Origin of the sequence: Acinetobacter sp. UBA801 (genome assembly GCA_002296655.1) — a bacterium.
Classification (GTDB): domain Bacteria; phylum Pseudomonadota; class Gammaproteobacteria; order Pseudomonadales; family Moraxellaceae; genus Acinetobacter.
In genome coordinates this window covers 22,526-39,656 of sequence record DBIN01000041.1, presented here as the reverse complement: position 1 = coordinate 39,656, position 17,131 = coordinate 22,526, and the positions used below count along the sequence as shown (strand labels likewise).

General features: G+C 41.6%; 10 protein-coding genes and 1 pseudogene. 6 read left to right on the top strand and 5 right to left on the bottom strand.

Annotated features, from left to right (window positions below):
* The 6 genes and pseudogenes from B2W49_RS08385 to epmA form a co-directional block, all read left to right on the top strand.
* The coding region (locus B2W49_RS08385) for an arsenate reductase ArsC (RefSeq protein WP_291338764.1) at positions 1 to 372 on the top strand (372 nt) is incomplete at its 5' end.
* Positions 373 to 379: 7 nt separating this feature from the next.
* Positions 380 to 1,423 carry an ACR3 family arsenite efflux transporter gene (gene arsB / locus B2W49_RS08380; protein WP_291338763.1) on the top strand — a complete coding sequence of 348 codons (1,044 nt, stop codon included), beginning with the start codon at positions 380 to 382 and terminating at the stop codon, positions 1,421 to 1,423.
* A 5-nt stretch (positions 1,424 to 1,428) separates the two neighbouring features.
* Positions 1,429 to 1,686 (top strand): annotated as a pseudogene (locus tag B2W49_RS08375) (NADPH-dependent FMN reductase); the annotation flags it as partial.
* 670 nt (positions 1,687 to 2,356) lie between these two features.
* The gene (gene purL / locus B2W49_RS08365; protein WP_291338762.1) at positions 2,357 to 6,193 is read left to right on the top strand and encodes a phosphoribosylformylglycinamidine synthase; all 3,837 of its coding nucleotides are present in this window, start codon (positions 2,357 to 2,359) and stop codon (positions 6,191 to 6,193) included.
* Positions 6,194 to 6,401: 208 nt separating this feature from the next.
* Positions 6,402 to 7,469 carry a 4-phosphoerythronate dehydrogenase gene (locus tag B2W49_RS08360; protein ID WP_291338761.1) on the top strand — a complete coding sequence of 356 codons (1,068 nt, stop codon included), beginning with the start codon at positions 6,402 to 6,404 and terminating at the stop codon, positions 7,467 to 7,469.
* Entirely contained in the window at positions 7,466 to 8,449 is a 984-nt protein-coding gene (gene epmA / locus B2W49_RS08355; RefSeq protein ID WP_291338760.1) for an EF-P lysine aminoacylase EpmA, read from the top strand. The genes B2W49_RS08360 and epmA overlap by 4 nt, the downstream gene beginning before the upstream one ends.
* A gap of 187 nt (positions 8,450 to 8,636) precedes the next feature.
* Here epmA and B2W49_RS08350 read toward each other — a convergent pair whose 3' ends face one another.
* From B2W49_RS08350 to metF, 5 genes are all read right to left on the bottom strand, one after another.
* Positions 8,637 to 9,872, bottom strand: a complete 1,236-nt coding sequence (locus B2W49_RS08350) for a multifunctional CCA addition/repair protein (protein ID WP_291338759.1) — start codon at positions 9,870 to 9,872, stop codon at positions 8,637 to 8,639.
* Between the two features lie 90 nt (positions 9,873 to 9,962).
* Positions 9,963 to 12,242: an NADP-dependent malic enzyme gene (locus B2W49_RS08345; RefSeq protein ID WP_291338758.1), complete on the bottom strand. Its 2,280-nt coding sequence runs from the start codon at positions 12,240 to 12,242 to the stop codon at positions 9,963 to 9,965.
* 138 nt (positions 12,243 to 12,380) lie between these two features.
* On the bottom strand, positions 12,381 to 15,257 hold the full coding sequence (locus tag B2W49_RS08340; protein ID WP_291338757.1) for a putative bifunctional diguanylate cyclase/phosphodiesterase: 2,877 nt from the start codon (positions 15,255 to 15,257) through the stop codon (positions 12,381 to 12,383).
* Positions 15,258 to 15,442: 185 nt separating this feature from the next.
* Positions 15,443 to 16,159 (bottom strand): 16S rRNA (uracil(1498)-N(3))-methyltransferase, encoded by a 717-nt coding sequence (locus B2W49_RS08335; protein WP_291338756.1) that lies wholly within the window; start codon positions 16,157 to 16,159, stop codon positions 15,443 to 15,445.
* 42 nt (positions 16,160 to 16,201) lie between these two features.
* The gene (gene metF, locus B2W49_RS08330; protein ID WP_291338755.1) at positions 16,202 to 17,038 is read right to left on the bottom strand and encodes a methylenetetrahydrofolate reductase [NAD(P)H]; all 837 of its coding nucleotides are present in this window, start codon (positions 17,036 to 17,038) and stop codon (positions 16,202 to 16,204) included.
* Between the last annotated feature and the right edge of the window lie 93 nt (positions 17,039 to 17,131).

Below are 17,131 nucleotides of genomic sequence, written 5' to 3'. Positions count from 1 at the left end.
GGCAGTAAACCATCGGGACAGGTACACCCACTGACGATTGAAACCTTGGAAAATCTAGGTCTGTCAACAGATGGTTTGTGGAGTAAAACCATTGATGATTGTGAACAATACCAACCTGATGTGGTGATTACGGTTTGTGATTCAGCAGCACAAGAAGCGTGTCCGCTTTATTTAGGCGGAGCGATCAAGGCACATTGGGGTTTGGCTGATCCATCACACTTAGACTTACCTAAAGAAGAAAAATTACAGGCATTCCAAGTGACTGTAGACCATATCAATCGTCGTTTAGATGCTTTATTTGCATTGGATACAGCACATATGTCTCGTCCTGAATTGATTGCTGCAATCAATCACATCTCAGATATTGAATGAGAAAATTATGGCTCAACAAAGATTATCCTTTTTAGATCGTAACCTCACGCTATGGATTTTTATTGCCATGGCTTTAGGGATTGCGATAGGCGTGTTTTTTCCGCAAGCCTCTGTCGCTTTGGATAAAATGAGTGTGGATTCAGTCAATATTCCTATTGCGATAGGTTTGATTTTGATGATGTATCCGCCACTGGCAAAAGTGGACTATGCAACGTTACCGCAAGTATTTAAGGATAAGAAAACACTAACTTTATCCTTAGTACAAAACTGGCTGATCGCTCCCGTGCTGATGTTTGCATTGGCAATCATATTTTTGCAGAGTTATCCCGAGTACATGACAGGCGTAATCCTGATCGGCTTAGCACGATGTATTGCAATGGTTCTGGTTTGGAATGGTTTGGCCTGTGGTGATAACCAATATGTCGCAGCACTGGTTGCTTTTAACAGTATCTTTCAGATTTTGTTCTTTAGTATTTATGCTTGGCTATTCTTGACCTTTTTACCGCCTTATTTTGGCGTTGCAGGGCAAGTGATCAATGTTGATTTCTGGACGATTACCCATGCTGTTTTGATTTATCTCGGTATTCCGTTTTTATTAGGTTTCTTAACGCGCTTAATTTTGGTGAAACAAAAAGGCGTGGAGTGGTATCAAACCAAGTTTATTCCGAAAATCAGTCCTCTAAGTTTGATTGCTTTGCTGTTCACGATTTTGGCTATGTTTAGCCTAAAAGGTGGTGATGTTGTAAGCCTGCCAATGGATGTTTTACGAATTGCGATTCCTTTAACAATTTACTTTGTCTTGATGTTCTTTATTAGCTTCTTTATGAGCAAATGGATGGGCAATGATTATCCGAAGACAGCAGCAATCTCTTTTACTGCGGCTGGAAACAACTTTGAATTAGCACTTGCCGTTGCAATCGCCACATTCGGTTTAGCTTCACCAGTCGCTTTTACAACGGTGATTGGGCCATTGGTTGAAGTACCTGTGCTGATTGCTTTGGTGAGCGTGTCTTTATGGCTTAGAAAAAAGTTTTTTAAAGAAGAGGTGTAATTTCTATGACTCTCCCAAATGTAGATATGAATCTTTTGGATCAACCTACTTTAGAAAAAGTACAAGCTAAAGAGCTGCATCATCCACCGCGTATTTTGCTGCTGTATGGTTCAAACCGTGAGCGCTCATACAGCCGATTGGCGGTGATGGAAGCAGGACGTATTTTGGAGCAGTTTGGCGCTGAAGTAAAAATCTTTCATCCAAAAGGCCTACCCTTACCCGAAGATGCGGAAATTGAGCATCCAAAGGTTAAAGAAGTGCATAATCAATCGCTTGCTGTTTAAATTCGGGACTAAAACGTTTAGCCATTTCTTGAATCTCCAAAGATTAAAGTTACGTTATCTTTAGAGGGACGTGCTGTCCATTATTTTGTCTAGGATCAGTTAAATCAAATGGGCGTTAAAACTTCAATTGTTTTGCCAAAATTAATTTATTTGTTAGGATCTGGTAGTATTTTCTTATTTTTAGGAGTTTGGCGAATTCGTAGGTCTAAGAATGAGTTGCGTTTCGCAAAGAAAATATAATAAGTTTTTCTTTGTGAGGATATCTTCTGATGGACTTTGTTGCACAAACATTTTGCAACTGACTAATTTTAAAATTTCTGTATAAATTTTAAGCTCTAAATAAATATAATAAAATCATATTCTTATTTTTTATGCAACAAAGCCTTTTCAAATTAGGAGTACTAAAGGCGCTTTGAGTAGTTTGAATCAATTATTTGATTCAAGTTTGATATAGGTCGACAAACCTATGTTTTAGGTAGTCGGCTTAAATTTTGTGATAAAAATAATATTCACAAGTTTTACTGCCGAAACGCACCAAGAAAACCATTTTCCATCTAGCTGATTATGGCATTTCGCAGTAGAATATGCGCTCTCTTCAAGTCACATTGTGGCATGGTCCAAAAGATCAGCCCGTGGAGCCAAAATCAGCATGTTTATCGTTGCCGGTGCACCTGCACATTCATCTTTTAAGAAAACTCAACTCTTAAACCGTTTAGCGTCAATGAGTTCTGTTCAATCTTTCGATAGCCAATGGGTTTATTTATTTGACCAAGCGCTCGACGAGCAACAACAGCAATCTGCTTTACAGCTTTTAAATGATGGTGCATCTTTTGAATTACGCCAAGCTGCAAGTGATGAAGTTCAAATTTTAGTGACACCACGTGTGGGCACAATTTCTCCTTGGTCATCAAAAGCAACCGATATTTTTGCCAACTGTAATACGCCTGTACACCGCCTAGAACGCGGTGTTTTGTTTACCTTGAAGGGTATTGCAGACGTTTCAAACGAACTAAAACAAGTATTGCATGACCGCATGACTGAAAGTGTGTTTAATCACATTGATGATGCTGCAGCGTTATTTGTTGAAACTGAACCAAAACCTTTAAATAGCATTGATATTTTGGGTGAAGGTAAGGCGGCATTGGTAAAAGCCAACAGCGAGTTTGGTTTTGCCTTGTCTGATGAAGAAATAGATTATTTAACTGAAGCATTTATCAAGATAGGCCGTAATCCGCATGACATCGAATTGATGATGTTTGCGCAAGCCAATTCTGAACACTGCCGTCACAAAATCTTTGGTTCAGAATGGACAATTGATGGCGAAGTACAGCCATTGTCATTGTTCCAAATGATCAAAAACACTTATAAAGAATCACCAACAGATGTATTGTCGGCTTATAAAGACAACGCTTCGGTGATAGTTGGTTTTGACACGCAGCGTTTCTATCCGAAAAAAGATGCTGCAACAGGTCACTACGTTTATAAATATAAGAGCCAAGCTGCCCACATTCTAATGAAAGTGGAAACGCACAACCACCCAACTGCAATTGCACCATTTGCAGGTGCTGCGACAGGTTCGGGTGGTGAAATCCGTGATGAAGGCGCGACAGGTCGTGGTGGTAAACCAAAAGCTGGTTTAACAGGCTTTACGGTATCGAATTTAAACATTCCTGGTTTTGAACAGCCTTGGGAAGAAAACTACGGCAAGCCTTCACGTATAGCATCGCCATTACAAATTATGATTGAAGGCCCATTGGGCGGTGCAGCGTTTAACAACGAATTTGGTCGTCCTGCGTTAAATGGTTACTTCCGTACTTTCGAGCAAAACGTGAATGGCGAAGTCAAAGGCTTCCATAAACCAATCATGATTGCAGGGGGTTACGGTAACATTCGTCCAGACCATGTCGAAAAAGACCCAATTGAGCCGGGCGATTTATTAATCGTTTTAGGCGGCCCTGCGATGTTGATTGGTTTGGGTGGTGGCGCTGCATCTTCTGTAGATAGCGGAACCATGGGTGAAAACCTTGACTTTGCTTCAGTACAACGTGAAAACCCAGAAATGGAACGCCGTTGCCAAGAAGTGATTGATACATGCTGGCGTTTGGAAGATGCCAACCCAATCGTGTCTGTGCATGACGTGGGTGCAGGGGGTATTTCTAACGCAATGCCTGAGTTGGTGAATGATCACGAATTAGGTGCAGTGCTTGATTTACGTAAAATTCCATCTTTAGAACCAGGCATGTCGCCAATGGAAATTTGGTCAAACGAAGCGCAAGAGCGTTATGTATTGGCTATTCGTCCAAGTTCCTTAGAGTTATTTGAATCGATTTGTGCGCGTGAACGTTGTCCGTTTGCGGTATTGGGTGAAGCGACTGAAGCACGTCATTTAACTGTTGAAGATCCACTATTCAATAATAACGCTGTAGATATACCAATGCAGGTCATCTTAGGTGGTACACCTCGCATGAGCCGTTCTTATGAAAGCATTAAGCGTCAAGGCGATGATTTTGATGCCGCTCAAGTTACTGATCTGAAAGATGCGATTTACCGCGTCATCAAGAATCCAACCGTTGCTTCTAAATCATTCCTCATTACCATTGGTGATCGTTCAATTACTGGTATGGTTGCACGTGATCAGATGGTTGGCCCATGGCAAGTCCCTGTTGCGGATGCAGCAGTGACGACCACTAGCTTGCAAGGCTTCACAGGTGAAGCAATGGCAATGGGTGAACGTCCGCCTGTAGCATTGTTAAACCCAGCAGCATCTGCACGTTTGGCAGTGGCGGAATCTATTTCCAATATCATGTCAGCCAAAATTGACCAGATTAGCGACATTAAATTGTCTGCAAACTGGATGGCGGCAGCAGGGCAAAAAGGTGAAGACCAAGCCTTGTTTGAAGGTGTTAAAGCCATTGGTATGGAAATGTGTCCTGCACTAGGTATTGCAATTCCAGTAGGTAAAGACTCATTGTCTATGCGTACCACTTGGAATGACGAAGGTGAAGACAAATCTGTAACGTCACCAATGTCAGGTGTTATCACAGCCTTTGCACCTGTAACCGATGTACGCAAAACCTTAACTCCTGAATTAAAAAATACCGATTCAGTGTTAGTGCGTATTGATTTGTCTAAAGGTCAGTTCCGTTTAGGTGGTTCAATTTTGGCACAGGTGTATAAAGCCATTGGTTCAATCACACCAGATGTAGACAATTTTGATGAGTTCAAAGCTTTCTTTGCGTTGGTACAAGATTGGAATGCACGTGGTCTGATCCAAGCCTATCACGACATTGGTGATGGTGGTTTAGTGGCGACTGTTGCAGAAATGATGTTTGCTTCACGTTTAGGTGTGGCACTTGAAGATCAATCTGTTGCAGCATTGTTTGCTGAAGAAATTGGTGCAGTATTGCAAATTTCTAAAGCAGATTGGGCAGCCTTGGCAGCAGAAGTCGCTGCATCTGCACTGAAAGATACAATTACAGTCGTGGGTACTGTTAATAATACCGATCAATTGTCTGTGAATGGTTTGGTTCTTGAACGTGCTGACTTGCAAGTGGCGTGGACTGAAGTATCTCACCAAATCCAACGTTTACGTGATAACTCGGAAACAGCAGATCAAGAGTTTGCATTAATTACCGATAAAGCCCACAAAGGTTTAATTGCACAACCAAGCTTTGATTTAAATGAACCTGTAGAAGCGCCGTATATCAACACACGTCGTCCTAACATGGTGATTTTACGTGAACAAGGCGTAAACGGTCATGTCGAAATGGCGGCAGCATTTGACAAAGTCGGCTTTAACACCGTTGACGTACACATGAGCGACTTGCTTGCAGGACGTGTCGATTTAGACGACTTTGAAGGCTTGGTAGCGTGTGGTGGTTTCTCTTATGGTGACGTCTTAGGTGCTGGCGGTGGCTGGGCGAAATCAGTTTTGTTCAACTCGAAATTACGTGATCAGTTTGAGAAATTCTTTAATCGTCAAGAAACATTCTCATTGGGTATCTGTAACGGTTGTCAAATGTTGTCACAATTAGCGCCACTCATTCCGGGTGCAGAAGCGTGGCCACGTTTCCATCGTAATACCTCAGAAGTGTTTGAAGCACGTAGCGTTAACGTACGTGTGGAAAAATCGAATTCTGTATTATTGCAAGATATGGAAGGCTCGATTTTACCAATCGCAGTGGCGCATGGCGAAGGTCGTGTCGTTGCACCCGAAGTTGATTTGGCAGCCTTAAACGCAGGGAACCAAGTGATTTTACGATATGTCGATAGTCACGGAAATACGACACAGCATTACCCTATGAACCCGAATGGTTCACCAGAAGGTATTTCAGGTGTGACTTCAAAAGATGGTCGTGCAACAATTATGATGCCGCACCCTGAACGTAATTTCCGTGCGATTCAACATTCTTGGAAACCTGAAGAATGGGCTGAAGATGGTGCATGGTTACGTATGTTCCGCAATGCGCGCAAATTTATTGGTTAAGATTTCACTGGCTTAATCTATAGCAGTCAGCCACCTTCGGGTGGCTGATTTTTTTGTGCGAATATTTAGTCTCAATATAAATGTGCATGTTTCTGCCGAAATGAATAGTCAGATTGCTGTTCAACAATTCTGCATCAATATCAACAATCGTAGTCATCCTAGACAACTCAAGCTATCATAAACAGGCAAATACACATGGGATGGCGTTATGAAAATCATCGCAGATGAAAATCTGGCATATACCGATTATTTCTTTGCAGATTTGGCTGAAATAGAGCATAAGGCAGGGCGTCGACTAACGCATCAAGAAGTGCAAGATGCTGATGCGCTGTTAGTTCGTTCCGTCACCCAAGTGAACGCAGCACTGATTCAACAGACAGCGCTTCAATTTATCGGTAGCGCGACCATTGGCACAGACCATCTTGATATTCCAGCCATCGAGCAGCAGGATATTACCTGGTCAAATGCGGCGGGTTGTAATGCGCAGGCGGTGAGTGAGTATGTCATTACTGCATTGCTTCATCTCAAGCCTGAATTACTACATGCCAATCATGACTTTAAACTTGGCATTATTGGGCTGGGCAATGTTGGCTCGCGCTTGGTCAAAATGGCACAATTACTGGGTTGGGATGTTATCGCTTATGATCCATTTGTACAGTTACCCAATGTGCAGCAATCTGACTTAAATGCAGTATTACAGCAGGCAGATGCGATTTCTATTCATGTGCCTTTAACTGAAACTGGCGAGCATCCTACTTATCATTTAATCAATGCAACACGTTTGGCACGTATGAAACCTCAAGCCATGTTGATTAATTCAGCACGTGGGCCAGTGGTGGAAGAAGCGGCTTTAATGCAGGATATTCAGCGTACCCAGCGTTTAGTGGTATTAGATGTTTTTGAAAATGAGCCTGAAATCTCTGCAGAATTATTGGACTTGCTTGCTTTGGCAACCCCGCATATTGCAGGGTATAGCCTTGAGGGAAAGGCACGCGGTACACAAATGATTTATCAGGCTTTTTGTGAAAAGTTTGGTTTAGAGGCAACAAAACAATTTGAAACTCAATTGCCAAGCTGCGCGCAATACTTTCAAACACACGATTTGAAAAATAGTCTGCGTGCACATTTAAACCAAATTTATGATATTGCACAGGATGATGCTAATTTACGTGCCTGTGTCAAAGCGGGCAAAGTTGAGCAGCAGGCTTTTGATCATTTAAGAAAAACTTATCCTCTGCGTCGTGAATGGGCAGCGCATGGAGGCCCACAAGCATGAGTTCAAATCATCTGCAATATCAACCCACTTGCGACTTAAACAGCATGCGCGCACGTGCGCAATTGTATGCACAGATACGCCAGTTTTTTGCGGAACGTGAGGTACTTGAGGTTGAAACGCCAATTTTGTCACAGGCAGGAGTAACTGATGTTCATTTAGCTTCAGTGCAAGCTCAGCGCCATGTGCAGGGCAAATTGCATACGCACTATTTACAGACCTCACCTGAATTTGCCATGAAGCGTTTATTGGCCAGTGGCAGTGGTGCTATTTATCAAATTTGCAAAGTTTTTCGTGATGATGAACATGGGCGTAAACACAACAGTGAATTTACCATGTTGGAATGGTATCGTCCCCAATTTAGCCTGAAAGATCTCATGTTTGAGGTGACAGATTTACTCAATCTGACTTTAAAACAACGCTTTGGCGAAGTACGTCCAACGGTATTAAGTTATAAACATGCATTTATGGATCGTTTGGATTTAAATCCTTTACAGGCAAGTCTGCAACAATTGAAAGACTGTTGTCATCGTGTGGGTTTGCATCTGGATTTGGGGGATGATCGTCTAGGCTATATCGACCTATTGTTTTCACATTTTGTAGAACCAAGTTTGGGTTTTGATGCTCCCGTGTTCTTAACTGATTTTCCGCCTGAATTGGCATCTTTAGCTAAAACCAGAACAGATGATGATGGGGAGTTGGTTGCAGCCCGTTTTGAGCTTTATATCGAAGGTTTAGAGCTTGCCAATGCCTATGATGAATTGGTTGATGCTGTGGTGCTGCGTTCCCGTTTTGAAGCCGATAATGTAGAACGCGCAGGTCTTGGTTTACATGTGATGCCTATTGATGAATATTTATTGGCTGCTTTACCCAATATGCCTGAATGTTCAGGTATCGCCTTGGGTATAGATCGCTTATTGATGGTTGCAACTGAGCAGATGCGTTTAGAGCAGGTGATTAGTTTTCCTGCACAGCTTGCCTAAAAGTTAAAATTTAGTAGTTTCTCAATTCGCGATGTATTTAGTCGAGAACCTAAAGCAAAAAAAAAGCCGCAACTTCTATATTTTGAGAAGATTGCAGCTTTTGATCAGAACTTTAGGATAGTTTCGAGTAAGCTAAAGAGAATTGATAAATGAACGCATGTAATGCTGTTGCATAGACTAAAATAGTCTATGCAGTAGCAGCCAAGTGGCGTGCCTTCAATTGTTCAATCGCTTTAATACGTCGTTCAATCAGCATTTCACCAATATCAGGGCCTTGGACATCGGCAGGTAAGTCTTGCGCTTTAATGCTACGTACCACTTGAATCGCTTCCAATATATAGCTCGCTTGTGGATAGTCACGATCTTCCAAACCTAAACGCCCACGAGAGTCACATTCACAGGCTTGTACAAAGGCTTCTACACGCTCAGGACGACGCAACACATCCAAACGCTGTAATAAACGCCATAACGTGCCGGGCTTTAAGCTCAGTGCTTGGTGGCATTTTAAATGCTCTTTACATACCGCAAGTGCCAGCTGTTTGGTATTGGTCGGTACGCGCAGACGATCGCATACTTCCGTTACAGGTCGAATCCCACGCTCTTCATGCATAATATGCCGTGGCAATTCATCGGCAGGGGTTAATGCCTTACCCAAATCATGCAATAACACTGCAAAGCGTACATCGAGTGAGTAATTGGCACGACAGGCTTGTTGTAATGACATCATAGTGTGCACACCACAGTCAATTTCAGGGTGATATTCAGGGCGCTGTGGAATACCGAATAATGCATCTAATTCAGGAAACAAAACTTTTAAAGCACCACAGGTACGTAATGTTTCAAAATACACATCCGCATGCGCTTCCATTAGGGCACGCGAAGTTTCTTTCCATACGCGCTCAGGTGTCAGCGCATTTAATTCGCCAGACTCTGCCAACTCTTGCATTAATAACAAGGTTTCAGGGGCAACCACAAAGCCTAGAGCGTGATAACGTGCTGCAAAACGGGCAATACGCAACACCCGTAACGGGTCTTCTACAAATGCGTCGGATACATGGCGCAGCACTTTATTGCACAAATCTTGCTGTCCACCGTAAGGGTCGTAGACATTGCCATCATTGTCCATCGCCATGGCATTAATGGTTAAATCACGACGGATTAAATCTTGTTCTAAGGTCACGCTTGGGTCGGTATGAAATTCAAAACCATGATAACCATGTCCAGATTTGCGCTCTGTACGGGCAAGCGCATATTCATCTTTAGTTTCAGGATGAAGAAAAACAGGGAAGTCTTTGCCCACAGGTTGGAAGCCTTGAACCAAAAGTTGTTCGGGGGTTGCGCCAACCACAACATAATCTTTTTCGTGATAGGGATGCCCGAGTAAGTGATCTCGAACTGCACCGCCTACTAAATAAACTTGCATGAAAAAACCTCTATTCTTCAAGCAATCATGCAACAGAATAGAGGTTTTCTCAAGTCTATAATTCTGAGTCAGCCACTCAGAAATATAGGTTTAGGCTTTAACTTGCGCTGTTTGTTGAATTTCAGCAACAGTGAGGGCCGTCATATTCACAACACGACGTGTCGTTGCAGTCGGAGTTAAAATATGTACAGGTTTTGCTGCACCTAATAAGATAGGGCCAATCGTAACATTGTTACCAGAAGTCGATTTCAATAAGTTAAATGAAATATTGGCCGCATCTAAGTTCGGCATAATCAACAAGTTTGCAGAACCTTTGAAGCGAGAGTTCGGGAAAGCAAAATGACGGATATTTTCGTCTAATGCTGCATCGCCGTGCATTTCACCTTCAACTTCCAGCTCAGGTGCAATCTCACTTAAAATTTCAAAGACTTTACGCATTTTTTGTGCGCTAGCGTCTTGTTGGTCAGAACCAAAGCTTGAGTGAGAAAGTAGTGCAATACGTGGTGTCATACCAAAACGACGTACTTCTTCAGCCGCTAAAAGCGTCATTTCAGCTAACTGTTCAGCAGTTGGGTTGGTATTAACGTAAGTGTCGGCAATGAACAAGTTACGGTCTTCAAGCATCAATGCATTAAGGGTAAAGAAGTTAGTACGACCTTCTTTTAGACCAATCACATTTTTTACGAAATCAAGGTGAATGTCGTAGCTTGAATAAGTGCCACACAACATACCATCGGCTAAACCATGCTTGACTAACATTGCTGCAATGAGAGTGGAACGACGACGTGCTTCACGCTGCGCGTATTCAGGTGTCACGCCTTTACGCTGCATGATGGTGTAGTAATCATCTGCAAATTTTTCGTAGTTCGGGTTGTTTTCCTGATCTACAATTTCCATATTCACGCCATGTTCAAGACGTAAACCTAGCTTTTTAATGTTTGCTTCAATCACTGCCGTACGACCGACAAGGATTGGTTTTGCCAAGCCTTCATCAACTGCAATTTGTACTGCGCGAAGTACGCGTAGGTCTTCGCCTTCTGCATAGGCAATACGCTTAGGATCAGTTTTTGCCTGAGCAAAAATAGGCTTCATCATAAATGCTGAGTTGTAAACAAACTCAGACAAACGCTGACGATATGCAGAGAAGTCTTGAATTGGACGAATGGCTACACCTGAATCCATAGCTGCTTGAGCAACTGCAGGTGCAATTTCAAGAATTAAGCGCTGATCAAGTGGACGCGGAATTAAATAGTCACGGCCGAATGATGCAGATTTTTCACCATAAGTTGCAGCATCTGCTTCAATGTGTGCCATACGAGCAATTGCATGTACGCAAGCAATTTTCATTTCTTCGTTGATGGTTGTTGCGCCAACGTCTAATGCACCACGGAAAATATACGGGAAGCAAAGTGCGTTGTTGACTTGATTCGGATAGTCCGAACGACCAGTTGCCATAATCACGTCAGGACGTACTTCGTGCGCATGTTCAGGCAAAATTTCTGGGTCTGGGTTAGCCAATGCAAAGATAATTGGATTTTCAGCCATTTCTTTAACCATAGCTTTGGTCAAGATACCCGCTGCAGAAAGACCGAGGAACATATCTGCACCGCCAATTACATCGGCAAGTTGCGTAGCTTCAATGTCTTGCATATAGCGTTTTTTCGAGTCATCCAAACCTTCACGTTTGGTGGTGATTAGACCACGTGAGTCCGCAACAATGATATTTTCTTTTTTCGCGCCCAATGCACATAATAGGTCTAAACAAGATAATGCGGCGGCACCTGCACCTGAAGCAACGATTTTGATTTCTTCAATTTTCTTGCCATTGAGTAACAAAGCATTGAGTAGGGCTGAACCGACAATGATTGACGTACCGTGTTGGTCATCATGGAACACAGGAATATTCATGCGTTCACGAAGTTTTTGCTCAATGTAGAAACATTCTGGCGCCTTGATGTCTTCAAGGTTGATACCACCAAAAGTCGGTTCTAATGCTGCAACAATATCTACAATTTTGTCTGGATCATTTTCAGCAATTTCGATGTCAAATACATCGACACCAGCAAACTTTTTAAAGAGTACGCCTTTACCTTCCATCACAGGTTTAGACGCCAAAGGACCGATATTACCTAAACCTAACACTGCTGTACCGTTACTAACGACAGCAACCAAGTTACCACGTGCGGTATAAAGTGCAGCTGTTGAAGGATCACGTTCAATCTCTAAACATGGTGCTGCGACACCTGGTGAGTAAGCGAGCGCTAAGTCACGTTGGTTGACCAGCTGCTTACTTGGAGTAACGCTGATTTTTCCTGGTGTTGGAAATTCGTGATAGTAAAGTGCCTGCTGTTTTAATGATTGATCGTCCATCTGAATCTCTTATGTGACAAGTTGGCCAGCGATGCTGGTGGATTTTTATGAATCTTATCGAATATACCATTACTTGCCCCCTTAGCACAGACGTCACTGTTTATTTTTAGAACAAACTTAGAGCTTTTAGGTCTGGTATTAGATTAAGGAGCGATAAGCGCGCGATACTAAATTGGCTTTTAGAAATTGAGTCGCTTCACTTTCAGGCAAAGGCCTAGAGAATAAATATCCCTGCGCAATATCACAATTTAAATTCTTCAAATATTCGAGTTGTTGCTCAGTTTCAATTCCTTCAGCCACCACACTCATGCCCATGGCTTTGCCCATGGCAATCATGGCATTGACAATGGCTTCTTGTTTGGTATTTCCAATTTTAGAAATAAAGCTACGGTCTATTTTTAAACTGTCAATTGGGAAGTCAGTTAAGTAAGAAAGTGAGGAATAGCCTGTACCAAAATCATCTAAGGCGATATGAATATCACGTTGTTTAATTTCATCTAATAAAGACTTCACGGTTGTGGAATTTTCCACTAAAGAGGATTCGGTAATTTCTAATACTAAGCTTTCACCTGAAATTTGATAGGTATTAATCGCATCATCTAAATCTTGAAGTAATTGACCACGTTGCAGTTGTTGTGCAACCACATTGACTGATACTCGAATATGATCAAAACCTAACAGGTTCCATTCACGAATTTGTTTGGCTGTTTGTTGAATCACAACTCGACCAATATCGGAAATTAAACTGGTTTGTTCTGCAATAGGAATAAATAGGTTAGGTGGAAGAACACCTTTGGTTGGGTGTTTCCAGCGCACCAATGCTTCAAACCCAACCACCTGATAATTATGGAAATCAATTTTAGGTTGATAATATACAATTAATTCATCATTTTTAATGGCTTGGCGTAAGTCGCGCTCTAAATGCACATCTTGTTCTAGCAGTTTGGAATTATCTAAATCGTAATATTTAACGGTATTGCCCCCCAAACGCTTGGCTTCAGATAAGGCTTGTTCAGCACAATTATTCAGATAATCCAACTGGCGTCCATGTTCAGGATAGAGGGAAACCCCCATCGACAGGGTAATAATATGTTCTTGTCCCTGCACATTAAACGGCACATTAAAGGCTTTGGTGATGCGTTCACAGTGCTGTTGGATTGAAGGGCGAATATGAGATATTTCATACACAATTGCAAAATCATCGCCATTTAAGTGCGCAACAAATAGCGCTTCGGCATTGGTGATACGTAAACGCTGCGCCACTTGACGGAGTAATTCATCACCACCATTATTGCTTAAATATTCATTTAAAGGTCTGAAACGGTCAATATTGAGTCGAATGACCGCTAATTGCTGCAATGAATCTTGCTGTGAAATAAGATATTGATGTAGTTGATAATTATAATAAAAACGATTAGGTAGGTCGGTCAGCGGATCATAATTTTCTAAATAGGATAAACGCTGTTCTTGTAGTTTACGTTCGGTTAAATCAGACACAATCCCAATATAATTAATTATACGGTTTTGCTCATCAGTGACAGCATTGATATGCATACGAACTTCTAATTCTTTACCTGAGCGGAATTTTATATTTCTTTCAGTATCATATTCACCTGTGCTGAGTAATTTTTGAACAATTTCTTCTTGCGTCTTGCATTGATGTAATTTGTTTGACTCAACTAAATCAAACAGATATTTACCTAAAATATGGTCACGTTTAAATCCGCTCATTTGTGCATAGAATGGATTAGCTTCAATATAGCGTAGGTTTTTATCTAAAATAAAAATACCTTCAGCCGTTTGTTCAAGTACGCTGGCAGTGAGTTTTAATCGCTCTTGCCCAATTCGTTCTTGCTGAATATCACGGCGAATCCCGACCATGCGTAAAGGTTTATTGGTGACAGGATCACGCTCAATTACCCGCCCAATATCATGTACCCAATACCATTGACCTGAACTATGTTGTACGCGATAAGTGGCTTGATAACGTTCTGTCTGACCACGTAAATGCTGTTTCATGGTTTGGTGAAAGTGTGGAACATCATCGGGGTGAATCAGTTGCTGTAATTTATTTCGATGCTGTTTGGTATTTTCTAAACGGGTTTGCTGTCCGCCACTACCAAAGACAATACTGCGTTGTCGAATATTCCAGTCCCATGCTTTTAGACCTGCAGCTTCATGTGCCAAAATTAAACTATGTTGTTGATTGATTAAGTCTTGATGGGTTTGTTCTAAGTCAAAGGTACGTTCTCTAACTTTTTGTTCTAGCATTTGATTGTTAAATTGCAGTTGTAATTCAATATCTTTAGATTTGTTCATTGCAACTTGCAATTGTTGGCAGAGTTGATCTGTCCAGCCAACTTGTTGCTCTGCGGCTTTTTTTAATTGGTCGTTCTTAAAATAGACGCTCGATAAACGACGATGCATGCGCATTGAAGTATTGGCACAAATGAGCAAGGTAATTAAGGCAAAATTTGTTGCGAGAAAAAAGAAAGCAGAAGTATCAGAGCGAATTAAAAACTGCGCGGCAATATAGGGTGTAATCACTGGAATGAATACCCAGCAAAAATAACTCAAGCGTTGCGTTAAAAAGGTGAGGGCAAAGATTTGACTCACAATAATTAATAAGGCCGCTAGAATAATGGCTTCATGGATGTTTAGTTCAGGGTTTTGATGAGGTAAAAAGTAATACAGCAAACTTACCCCAACTGCGATTGCAGTTCCGATTAAGAAACACACCAATTTTAGCCAGCGATCTGCTTGTTGGAGTTGATATTGTCCCGCTTTAAAATGAATTGCCGTAAGCAGTAAACACGAACCAATAGTCAGTTCAGTGAGAATAAACCAGATATTGAGGTAGGGTGATGACTGTGAGAATGAAATTTGATAAATAAAAAACACATACAGACAAACAATCAGGACGCTGACCAAAAAGAATCGAATAAGCCGAATGGTATTGGTGATTTGCGCAGCATATAAGTATTGCTGCAACAATTCATCTTGAGCGTCTGACATACTTCCCCAAAATCTAGTTAAATGATTCCATCATTTATATTTTAAATAACATTACGTTGATGCATAAACTATTGCGGTTTTGTGTTTAAATTCTATGCAAAATCTTTAAGATCTTCTTCGAGAATAATCCTGTGCTTTGTAAATTGCAATGTTATTGGCTATCGATTTCTTCAAAAGTGGATAAATTACTCAGCTAAGCGATAATTTAAGATTGCTAAAGCAACCACGGGTGCGGTTTCAGTGCGTAATACCCGAGAACCAATACACCAGTTTTCAAAGCCAACAGCATTTGCAGCGCTAATTTCAGCTTCGCTTAAACCACCTTCAGGCCCAATTAATAAAGCCAAATCTTTGCTGGCGTTGTTTAACACATCGACTTGATCTTTATTCGGTGCTAACACTAATTTGGTGGCAGGAAGGTTGCTATTGAACCAGTCCTCTAAACGGAGTGGAGCTAAAATTTTCGGGACGATATTCATGCCACACTGTTCGCAAGCTGCAATAGCAATGCCTTGCCAATGATCTAATTTCTTTTGATCACGGTCATACTTTAAGCGCATTTCACAGCGTTCCGAGGTGAGCAATTGAATGTCAGTCACGCCAAGCTCTACCGCTTTTTGAATCGCATAATCCATCCGATCACCTTTGCTCATTACTTGTCCTAATAAGGCGTTAAAGCTTGGGGTGCGATTGTCTGGATTAAAACTTTTAATCTGCACTTGCGCTGATTTTTTGGTAACTTCAATCAGTTCCGCTTCGTATTCACCACCTTGTCCATTGAACAAAGTGGCGGTTTCTCCGACTTGTGCGCGTAGTACTTTCACCCAGTGATGAAATACTGTTTCAGTCAGTTCAACTTGCGTATCTACTGCTAATTCAGTTTCAATATAAAAACGGGGCATAGGGATTACTCGTTCAAGTCAATTAAATATGAAAAATATAGCTTAAGCCAAACCAAGATCTGTGACCAACTGGCGGGTCGGGTCGGTGTTGTTCATGGTGTAAAAATGCAGACTTGGTGCACCACCTGCAATTAGGCGTTCGCACAGTTTAATGATCACTTCATGACCAAAAGCTTTGATTGAAGCTGTATCATCACCATAGCTTGCCAATTGCTTGCGAATCCAACGTGGAATTTCTGCACCTGTACCATCTGCAAAGCGAATTAAATTGCTGGCATTAGTAATCGGCATAATGCCGGGTGCAACAGGAATATTCACACCTTGTTTTTGAATACCTTCTACAAAGTAGAAGTACGCATCTGGATTGAAAAAGAACTGTGTGATTGCCGCATTGGCACCTGCATTTACCTTGGTGACAAAGTTTTTAATGTCTTGATCAAAGTGATCTGCTTGTGGATGCATTTCAGGATAAGCCGCAACTTCAATGTGAAAATGATCACCTGAATGTTCACGAATAAAACGCACCAAGTCGGAGGCATATGGCAATTCGCCTAAACCCACTTGACCTGAAGGTAAATCACCACGTAAAGCCACAATGCGGTCAATACCTTGTGCTTTATAAATATCAAGTAATTCAGCAATACGCGCTTTGTCATCACCAATACATGATAGGTGTGGTGCTACAGGTGTACCTTTGCCATTGAAGTCACTAATGGTGGATAAAGTGCGTTCACGAGTAGAACCACCTGCACCATAAGTAATAGAAAAAAACTCTGGATTTAAAAGTTGTAATTCTTGATGCACAACTTTGAGTTTTTCCGCACCTACATCGGTTTTAGATGGGAAAAATTCAAATGAAATCGGAATTTGTTTGGTCATGATTTAATCCTTGTTATAAATACTTATTTGTATTTGCACCTCTGCTAAATCCTCTCTTGGGCTGAACTTCAAAGCAGTGCTGGAAGTACGCTC

Bases quoted from the DNA above. Each gene is read 5' to 3' on its own strand.
- B2W49_RS08340 (WP_291338757.1), bottom strand. From the start codon at position 15,257: ATGTCAGACGCTCAAGATGAATTGTTGCAGCAATACTTATATGCTGCG.
- B2W49_RS08350 (WP_291338759.1), bottom strand. From the start codon at position 9,872: ATGCAAGTTTATTTAGTAGGCGGTGCAGTTCGAGATCACTTACTCGGG.
- B2W49_RS08360 (WP_291338761.1), top strand. From the start codon at position 6,402: ATGAAAATCATCGCAGATGAAAATCTGGCATATACCGATTATTTCTTT.
- B2W49_RS08335 (WP_291338756.1), bottom strand. From the start codon at position 16,159: ATGCCCCGTTTTTATATTGAAACTGAATTAGCAGTAGATACGCAAGTT.
- epmA (WP_291338760.1), top strand. From the start codon at position 7,466: ATGAGTTCAAATCATCTGCAATATCAACCCACTTGCGACTTAAACAGC.
- B2W49_RS08345 (WP_291338758.1), bottom strand. From the start codon at position 12,242: ATGGACGATCAATCATTAAAACAGCAGGCACTTTACTATCACGAATTT.
- metF (WP_291338755.1), bottom strand. From the start codon at position 17,038: ATGACCAAACAAATTCCGATTTCATTTGAATTTTTCCCATCTAAAACC.
- arsB (WP_291338763.1), top strand. From the start codon at position 380: ATGGCTCAACAAAGATTATCCTTTTTAGATCGTAACCTCACGCTATGG.
- purL (WP_291338762.1), top strand. From the start codon at position 2,357: ATGTTTATCGTTGCCGGTGCACCTGCACATTCATCTTTTAAGAAAACT.